Origin of the sequence: Actinomyces polynesiensis, from assembly GCF_000820725.1 — a bacterium.
GTDB lineage: Bacteria > Actinomycetota > Actinomycetes > Actinomycetales > Actinomycetaceae > Pauljensenia > Pauljensenia polynesiensis.
Map to the genome: position 1 here is coordinate 1 of NZ_CCXH01000281.1, position 6292 is coordinate 6292.

The 6292-nt window shown below is 71.9% G+C and carries 8 protein-coding genes; 1 reads left to right on the forward strand and 7 read right to left on the reverse strand.

Features of this window, described 5'->3' with window-relative positions:
• Positions 1–81: 81 nt before the first annotated feature.
• Entirely contained in the window at positions 82–798 is a 717-nt protein-coding gene (locus tag TA90_RS11630) for an ABC transporter permease (RefSeq protein ID WP_043536673.1), read from the reverse strand.
• Entirely contained in the window at positions 795–1607 is an 813-nt protein-coding gene (locus TA90_RS11635; protein WP_043536675.1) for an ABC transporter ATP-binding protein, read from the reverse strand. Before TA90_RS11635 ends, TA90_RS11630 begins: the two co-directional genes overlap by 4 nt.
• A 203-nt stretch (positions 1608–1810) precedes the next feature.
• Here TA90_RS11635 and TA90_RS11640 point away from each other — a divergent pair, with 203 nt between their 5' ends.
• Complete coding sequence (locus TA90_RS11640; RefSeq protein WP_043536676.1) at positions 1811–2770, forward strand: DNA topoisomerase IB; 960 nt, start codon at positions 1811–1813, stop codon at positions 2768–2770.
• Positions 2771–2796: 26 nt separating this feature from the next.
• On the opposite strand, the gene TA90_RS11645 is transcribed toward TA90_RS11640, so the two are convergent.
• The 5 genes from TA90_RS11645 to TA90_RS11665 all read right to left on the reverse strand — a co-directional run.
• Positions 2797–3723, reverse strand: coding sequence for an NADP-dependent oxidoreductase (locus tag TA90_RS11645; RefSeq protein WP_043536677.1), 927 nt, complete (start codon positions 3721–3723; stop codon positions 2797–2799).
• A gap of 103 nt (positions 3724–3826) precedes the next feature.
• Positions 3827–4177 (reverse strand): TfoX/Sxy family protein, encoded by a 351-nt coding sequence (locus TA90_RS11650; protein WP_052450825.1) that lies wholly within the window; start codon positions 4175–4177, stop codon positions 3827–3829.
• A 150-nt stretch (positions 4178–4327) separates the two neighbouring features.
• Positions 4328–5290, reverse strand: a complete 963-nt coding sequence (locus TA90_RS11655; protein WP_043536679.1) for an HAAS signaling domain-containing protein — start codon at positions 5288–5290, stop codon at positions 4328–4330.
• Positions 5291–5335: 45 nt separating this feature from the next.
• Positions 5336–5710, reverse strand: a complete 375-nt coding sequence (locus tag TA90_RS11660; protein WP_052450826.1) for a PadR family transcriptional regulator — start codon at positions 5708–5710, stop codon at positions 5336–5338.
• Positions 5711–5795: 85 nt separating this feature from the next.
• The coding region (locus tag TA90_RS11665) for a dienelactone hydrolase family protein (protein ID WP_043536681.1) at positions 5796–6292 on the reverse strand (497 nt) is incomplete at its 5' end.

Here is a 6292-nt window from a genome sequence, read left to right on the forward strand (position 1 = left end):
GGGTGGTGCGCGTGAGGATGCCGGCCGGTCCGGTGAGGTGGACCGGGTCGAGGAGCCACTGCCAGGCGAGGAGGAGCTGGTTCACACCCGGACCTCCCGATTCACCGACGGCTCCTCCGGGGACTCCCGGGACGCGGTGGGCCGACTGCGCTGACCCGTCCGACGCTGCGCCCGGGTCCAGGGCATGAGGAGTCGTCCCAGTCCCACCAGGGCGGCGTCCGCCGCCAGCGCCAGGAGGACCGTGAGGACCAGCCCGGAGAGGATCTCGGCGAGGATGCCGCGCTGGAACCCGTCGACGAAGAGCATGCCCAGGCTCGGCACGCCGAGCACCCCGCCGATCGTGACCAGGGCGATCGTGCTCATGGAGACGATCCTCAGCCCACCCAGCAGGGCGGGGCCGGCCAGGGGGAGCTCGACACGGGCGAAGAGGGCCCGGGGGCCGTATCCCACCGCCGTCGCGGAGTCGAGCACCTCGCGGTCCACGCTGCGGAACGCGGCGCAGGCCTGGGGCACCATGAGGGCGAGTCCGTAGATGGTCAGGGCCACCACGACGTTGACGACGCTGCGCAGCCCGGTGCCCAGGACCAGCGGGAGCACGACGAGCAGGGGCAGGGAGGGGATGGCGTACATGAGGCCGGAGCCGGTCTCGACCACGCCGCGCAGCCAGCCGCGTCGCGCTGCCAGGTGCGCCAGGGGCACGGCGATCACGAAGGCGGCGAGCACCGCCACACCGGCCTGGACCACGTGGGAGCCCAACAGGGAGACGACCATGCGGGAGTTGTCCAGGAGCCAGCTCACGGGGCCAGCACCCCCGAGACCCGGCCCGAGCGGTCCACGACGACGCGGGTGCCGGCGTGGTCCTCGACGTGGAGTGTGCGCGAGGAGGACCCCGCGCCGATGAAGGCCTCCACGAAGGCATCGGCCGGGTGGGCGAGGATCTCGGCGGGCGTGCCCGCCTGGGCGACGTCCCCGCCGGGGCGCAGCACGACCACCTCGTCGCCCAGGCGGAAGGCCTCGTCGATGTCGTGAGTGACGAAGAGGATGGTCTTGCCGAGGTCACGTTGGAGGCGGGCGAGTTCGTCCTGGAGTTCACGGCGCACGATGGGGTCGACCGCCCCGAAGGGCTCGTCCATGAGGAGGATGTTCGGATCGGCCGCCAGTGCCCGCGCCACTCCGACCCTCTGCTGCTGCCCGCCCGAGAGCTGCCAGGGGTAGCGCTCCCCCAGTGCGGGGTCCAGGCCGACGAGGTCGAGCAGCTCCCGCGCGCGCTCGTGGGCGGTGCGCCTCGGGCCCCCCTGGAGCAGGGGCACGGTGGCGACGTTGTCCAGGACGCTGCGGTGTGGGAGGAGGCCGCCGGACTGGATGACGTACCCGATGCGGCGACGCAGGTCGACGGGGTCGAGGTCGGCGACGTCGTCCTCGTCGATGAGGATGCGCCCCCGGGTGGGGTCCACCATGCGGTTGACCATGCGCAGGAGCGTCGTCTTGCCGGACCCACTGGTCCCCACCAGGACCACGCAGGCGTGGGAGGGGATCGTGTGGGTGAACTCCCCGACGGCGACGGTGCCGTCCGGGTAGGTCTTTCCGGCGTGCTCGAAGCGGATCATGGGCCGCCTTCCTGGGATGGGGGTGCTGGCGGGGTGTGTCGGTCGCGGACTGTGTCGGTCACGGACTGTGTCGGTCACGGGGCCGGGCTCCTGTCCACGCTAGTGGAGGGCCCTTGGGTGCGCGCGCTGGGTGCGCGAGCACCCGCCCCTGCGCGCGCGGCGTGGTCGCCGCACTGTTTCACTGGTCGGATGGGAGTCATCGCATGAAGGTCCACCGCGTGGACGTCGGTTCCGGCGGGTTCACCCGGCGGCGGGCCGGGAGGGGGTTCACCTACTGGGGAGCCAATGGTCGACGCGTCACGAACGCCGAGCAGCTGGAACGGGTCCGCGCGCTCGTCATCCCACCCGCCTGGCAGGAGGTGTGGATCGCGGCCGACGCCGACGCCCACGTCCAGGCGACCGGGGTCGACGAGGCCGGCCGCACGCAGTACCTCTACCATCCGGCGTGGCGTGAGCAGCGCGACCGCGAGAAGTTCCTGCGTGCAGTGGCCTTCGCCGACCTGCTGCCCTCCGTGCGACGTCGGGTGACCAGGGACCTGCGGGGGCACGACGAGCGGCGCCGCGCACTGGCGGCCGCTGTGCGGATGATCGACTCGATGGCCCTGCGGGTGGGCGGCGAGCAGTATGCGGAGGAGAACGGGTCCTTCGGGGCCAGCACCCTGCGTCGTCGCCATGTGGCGGTCAGGGGCGACACCGTCCACCTGGTGTTCCGCGGGAAGTCCGGGAGCGAGTGGGACGTGCGCTCCACCGACACCGATCTCGCGGCCTTCTTCACCGACCGACCCAGGACCCCCGGTTCAGCGCCGGCGGTGTGCTGGCCGGAACAGCAGGGACGCAGGCGCCTGTGGCACGGGATCTCCGCTTCCGACATCAACGCCTACCTCGGGGAGCTGTCCGGTGGCCACTTCACCGCCAAGGACTTCCGCACCTGGCAGGGAACCGTGGTGGCTGCCGGTGCCCTCGCCGAAGCCGCCTCTGCGGGTGAGACGTCACCTGCGGCTGTGGTCGCCGCGGTGAGGGCGACGGCGGAGTACCTGCACAACACTCCCGCCGTGGCACGCGACTCCTACATCGATCCCCTGGTCATCGAGCTCTTCGAGAAGGGCAGGGTCATCCGGGGCCGGCCCACCGACCGCAAGGTGCTGGCCCTGCTCACCGGGTGAGCAGCGGGCCGTCGCACACCTCGACCTCAGTCCGCCACAGTGACGACGACCTTGCCCTGTGCGGCGCCGGAGCGACTGGACTCCAGTGCCTCCGCGCCGTCCTCCAGGGGGAAGGTCCGGTCGACGTCGACCCTCAGGGATCCCCGTGCGGCGAGGTCCAGCAGGTGGGCCAGGCGTGGCCCGTCGGGTCGCACCCAGATCCAGTGCCCTCCGTGCTCCTCCACACCGGGATCCGCGATGGACACGTGTCGGCCGCCCCCGACCAGTACGGCCAGCGTCGTCCCCAGCACGCCACCGACCAGGTCGACCACTGCTGAGACGCCATCCGGGGCGACCTCCCGGATCCTCTCGGTCAGGCCCTCGCCGTGGGCCACCGGGGTCACCCCGATCGCCCGGAGCTTGTCGTGGTGGCGCGGCGAGGCGGTGCCGATGACGGTCGCCCCCGTTGCCACGGCCAGCTGGGAGGCGATGTACCCGACCCCGCCGGACGCTGCGTGGATGAGGACCGTGTCCTGTGCGGTGATGCCGAGCGTCTCCACGCAGCGCAGTGCTGTCAGGCCCGTCAGTGGCAGGGCCGCGGCCTCGTCGAAGCCGACACCGTCGGGCACGTGCGCGACCGATGTCGCGGGGACCGCGACGTACTCGGCGAAGGTGCCACCGTGCACGACGTCCTTGCGCGCGTAGGAGGCCACCCGGTCCCCCACCTCGAACTCGGGCACGTCGGGTCCCAGTGCCGCGACCTCACCGGAGACGTCCCAGCCGGGGACCACGGGAAAGACGACGTCGAGCAGCCTGTCCAGGCCACCCGCCATGAGCTTCCAGTCCACGGGGTTCACCGCCGCCCGGTGGACCTTGACCAGGACGCACCCGGGTCCCACCTTCGGGACGGGTACATCGTCGGAGAGGGACAGGACATGGGGCTCCCCGTAGTGGGAGTACGTCAGCGCTCGCATGACCGGTACAACGTCGACGTGGGTCGGGGCATTCCACGGACAGGGTCCGGCACGCCAGACGAGGACGGGAACCGGCGGGCCGACCCGCCGCCGCGCACGCGCCTCACCGGCGCCGCTGGGAGCGACCCCTGACGACCCGCTTGCCCTCGGCGCGGGTCGGCACCCGCGCAGCCGTCTCCCCCACGACGTGCTGGAGCCACTCCCGGTCCTCCCACATGTCCCCCGTGATCCGCCAGTACTGCCTGGACCCCGTGTACGCCTCGCCCTTGAGGTCCTCGGTCAGACGTGGGTCGTTGAAGGAGGTGATCTTCAGGCACAGCACACCATCGGTGACGAAACCCAGGACCCGCCCGTCCAGGTACAGCGCATGGCCGCCGAACATCCGCCGGACCGCCACCGGCAACGGGGCCAGCTGGTCACGGATGTGGTCGACGTCCTCCTCGCGGGTGGCCATGCTGTGAGCCTATGGCCCGAGCGCCCGACCTGCGAGGGCGCGCCGCCCTCGTTGATGTCCGCGGACACGGGAGGGAACGCCCGCCCACCCCACGGCGTGACGCCCGGGGTCACGCGCACGTGCGGCGGGCACCCGACGGGGAGCGGGCGTTCAGCGCGCGGCTCGGCGGGCCTTCAGCCAGGCATCGACCGCGTCCCAGAGTGAGATCCCGACGACGCCGAACCCGAGGAGGACGCCGAGGATGCGCCACGTCTCGTGGTCCACCCCTCCGATGTCGGACAGGTGGTCCACGAGGGCGGGGTTCACGAGGATTCCGCGCCCCAGCAGCGTCAGCGTCCAGCTGGTGAAGAGGACGGAGAGCGCGGTGTTGACGACGGCGAGGCCCGCGGTCCAGTGCCCCCGGGCGTGGACGACGACGGCGAGCGCCGCCTCCAGGCCGATCAGCACCAGCAGTGCCCCCACAGCCCACGGCCACAACGCGGGACTGAGGAAGGGCAGGGACTCGCCGCCCACGCGCACGAGGCCCAGGGTGCCGTCCCAGGCGATGGCAGCCGCGGCGAGGGAGAGGAGCACCAGGGAGGCGACCATGTCCGAGCGCCCGCTGCCCACCTCCTTCGGCTCAGGGAGCCGGTCGACGTCCCACGTGGTGCCCGTCTCGGCGCCGGTGCGTTCCATGGCCGCGAAGACGAGCGTCACCCAGAAGCACACGTGCAGGGCGACGGTCAGACCCGCGGCCACGGACTGTCCGATGATCTGTCCGATCGGGGCGCCCGCGAGGGACTGCCCCAGGGCGACCGCGCCGAACACGCAGGCGGGGACGATGGCGAGCAGCAGCTTGAGCAGTCGCCACCACGCGAGGTAGTGGCGGGGACCGATCAGCTGGAGGGGTCGCTCGGCGAACCGTGCCGCGAGGACGGCCGGGTCGCCGAGCTCATTGAGCACCGCGCGCTCCGCCCCGTCCTCGTCCTCGCCCTGCTCGGTGCGTGCCGCCGTCGCCTCGGCGATGGAGGCACGGAGTTCCTCGCGCACGTCGTCCTGCGCGGTGGCGGGAAGGCTGCGGGTGACGGCGTGGAGGTAGCGATCGGTGAGTGTGGTGTCCGTGCTGGCTCCCATGTCAGTGCTCCTCGTGCATCGGTGCGGAAGTCGGTGGTCGGGCGTTCAGGGGGTGGGTGTCCCCGGGGTGTCATCGGGTGCGGTGACCCTTCCCGTGTCCCCCACGAGACGGTCGATGGAGGCGGTGAGCCCGCGCCACTCCCGGTCCAGGGCCTCGGCCAGGCGCAGCCCCTCGGGGGACGTCCTGTAGAACTTCCGCGGTCGGGCCTCACCGGTGTCCCACTCGCTCGTCAGGTACCCCTGCTTCTGGAGGCGGCGGAGCAGGGGGTAGAGGGTGTTGGCGTCAGTGCTGAAGCCGCGTGCATCCAGTTCCTGGAGGAGGCCGTAGCCGTAGCCGGGCACACGCAACAGTTCCAGGCACGCGAGGACGACGGTGCCCCGTCGCAGCTCCTGCAGGTGTGCGCTGAAGTCCTCCTCCATGTCCACAACAATACTGTGTCGGACACACTATTGGCAATGGGCCGCGACGTGCCCGAGGAGGATGACGCACCCGCGGGTCCGGTGCTCACCGCAGTGCGTCGAGGAACCCGAGCGAGCGGGCCAGCACCTGCTCGGTGGCGGCGGAGTCGTGCGAGGGCAGGGAGGAGTCGGTGAACAGGTGCCGGTCGCCCGGGTACTCGAAGACCTCGACCAGGTGGTCCCCCACCGACCCGGCAGCCTCGCGGGCCGCCTCGAGGTCGCCCTCGTGGGCGAAGAAGGGGTCCTCGGACATGCCGTGCACCTGGGCGGGGACGTCCTGCGGCCACGGCCCGAAGGCCCAGGGGGCGGTGAGGGAGACGAATGACTCGTACAGCAGGGCGCCCCGACTGTCCGGTCGGGTCTGGGCGCGTTCCTGCGCCAGCGCCGCGCCCCAGGAGATGCCCGCCCACACGATGCCACCGGGCACCGGGCCCATCGCCTCCACCGCGGCGTCCGCGCGTCGTCCGAGTTCCTCCTGCCCCGTCTCCTCGACGAGGGCGAACCCTGCCTCGGTGCTGGCGGGGAGCTGCCCCTCGAACAGGT

Excerpts from the sequence above, each read along its gene's own strand:
- TA90_RS11635 (WP_043536675.1), bottom strand. The coding sequence starts at position 1,607 with ATGATCCGCTTCGAGCACGCCGGAAAGACCTACCCGGACGGCACCGTC.
- TA90_RS11640 (WP_043536676.1), top strand. The coding sequence starts at position 1,811 with ATGAAGGTCCACCGCGTGGACGTCGGTTCCGGCGGGTTCACCCGGCGG.
- TA90_RS11645 (WP_043536677.1), bottom strand. The coding sequence starts at position 3,723 with ATGCGAGCGCTGACGTACTCCCACTACGGGGAGCCCCATGTCCTGTCC.
- TA90_RS11650 (WP_052450825.1), bottom strand. The coding sequence starts at position 4,177 with ATGGCCACCCGCGAGGAGGACGTCGACCACATCCGTGACCAGCTGGCC.
- TA90_RS11655 (WP_043536679.1), bottom strand. The coding sequence starts at position 5,290 with ATGGGAGCCAGCACGGACACCACACTCACCGATCGCTACCTCCACGCC.
- TA90_RS11660 (WP_052450826.1), bottom strand. The coding sequence starts at position 5,710 with ATGGAGGAGGACTTCAGCGCACACCTGCAGGAGCTGCGACGGGGCACC.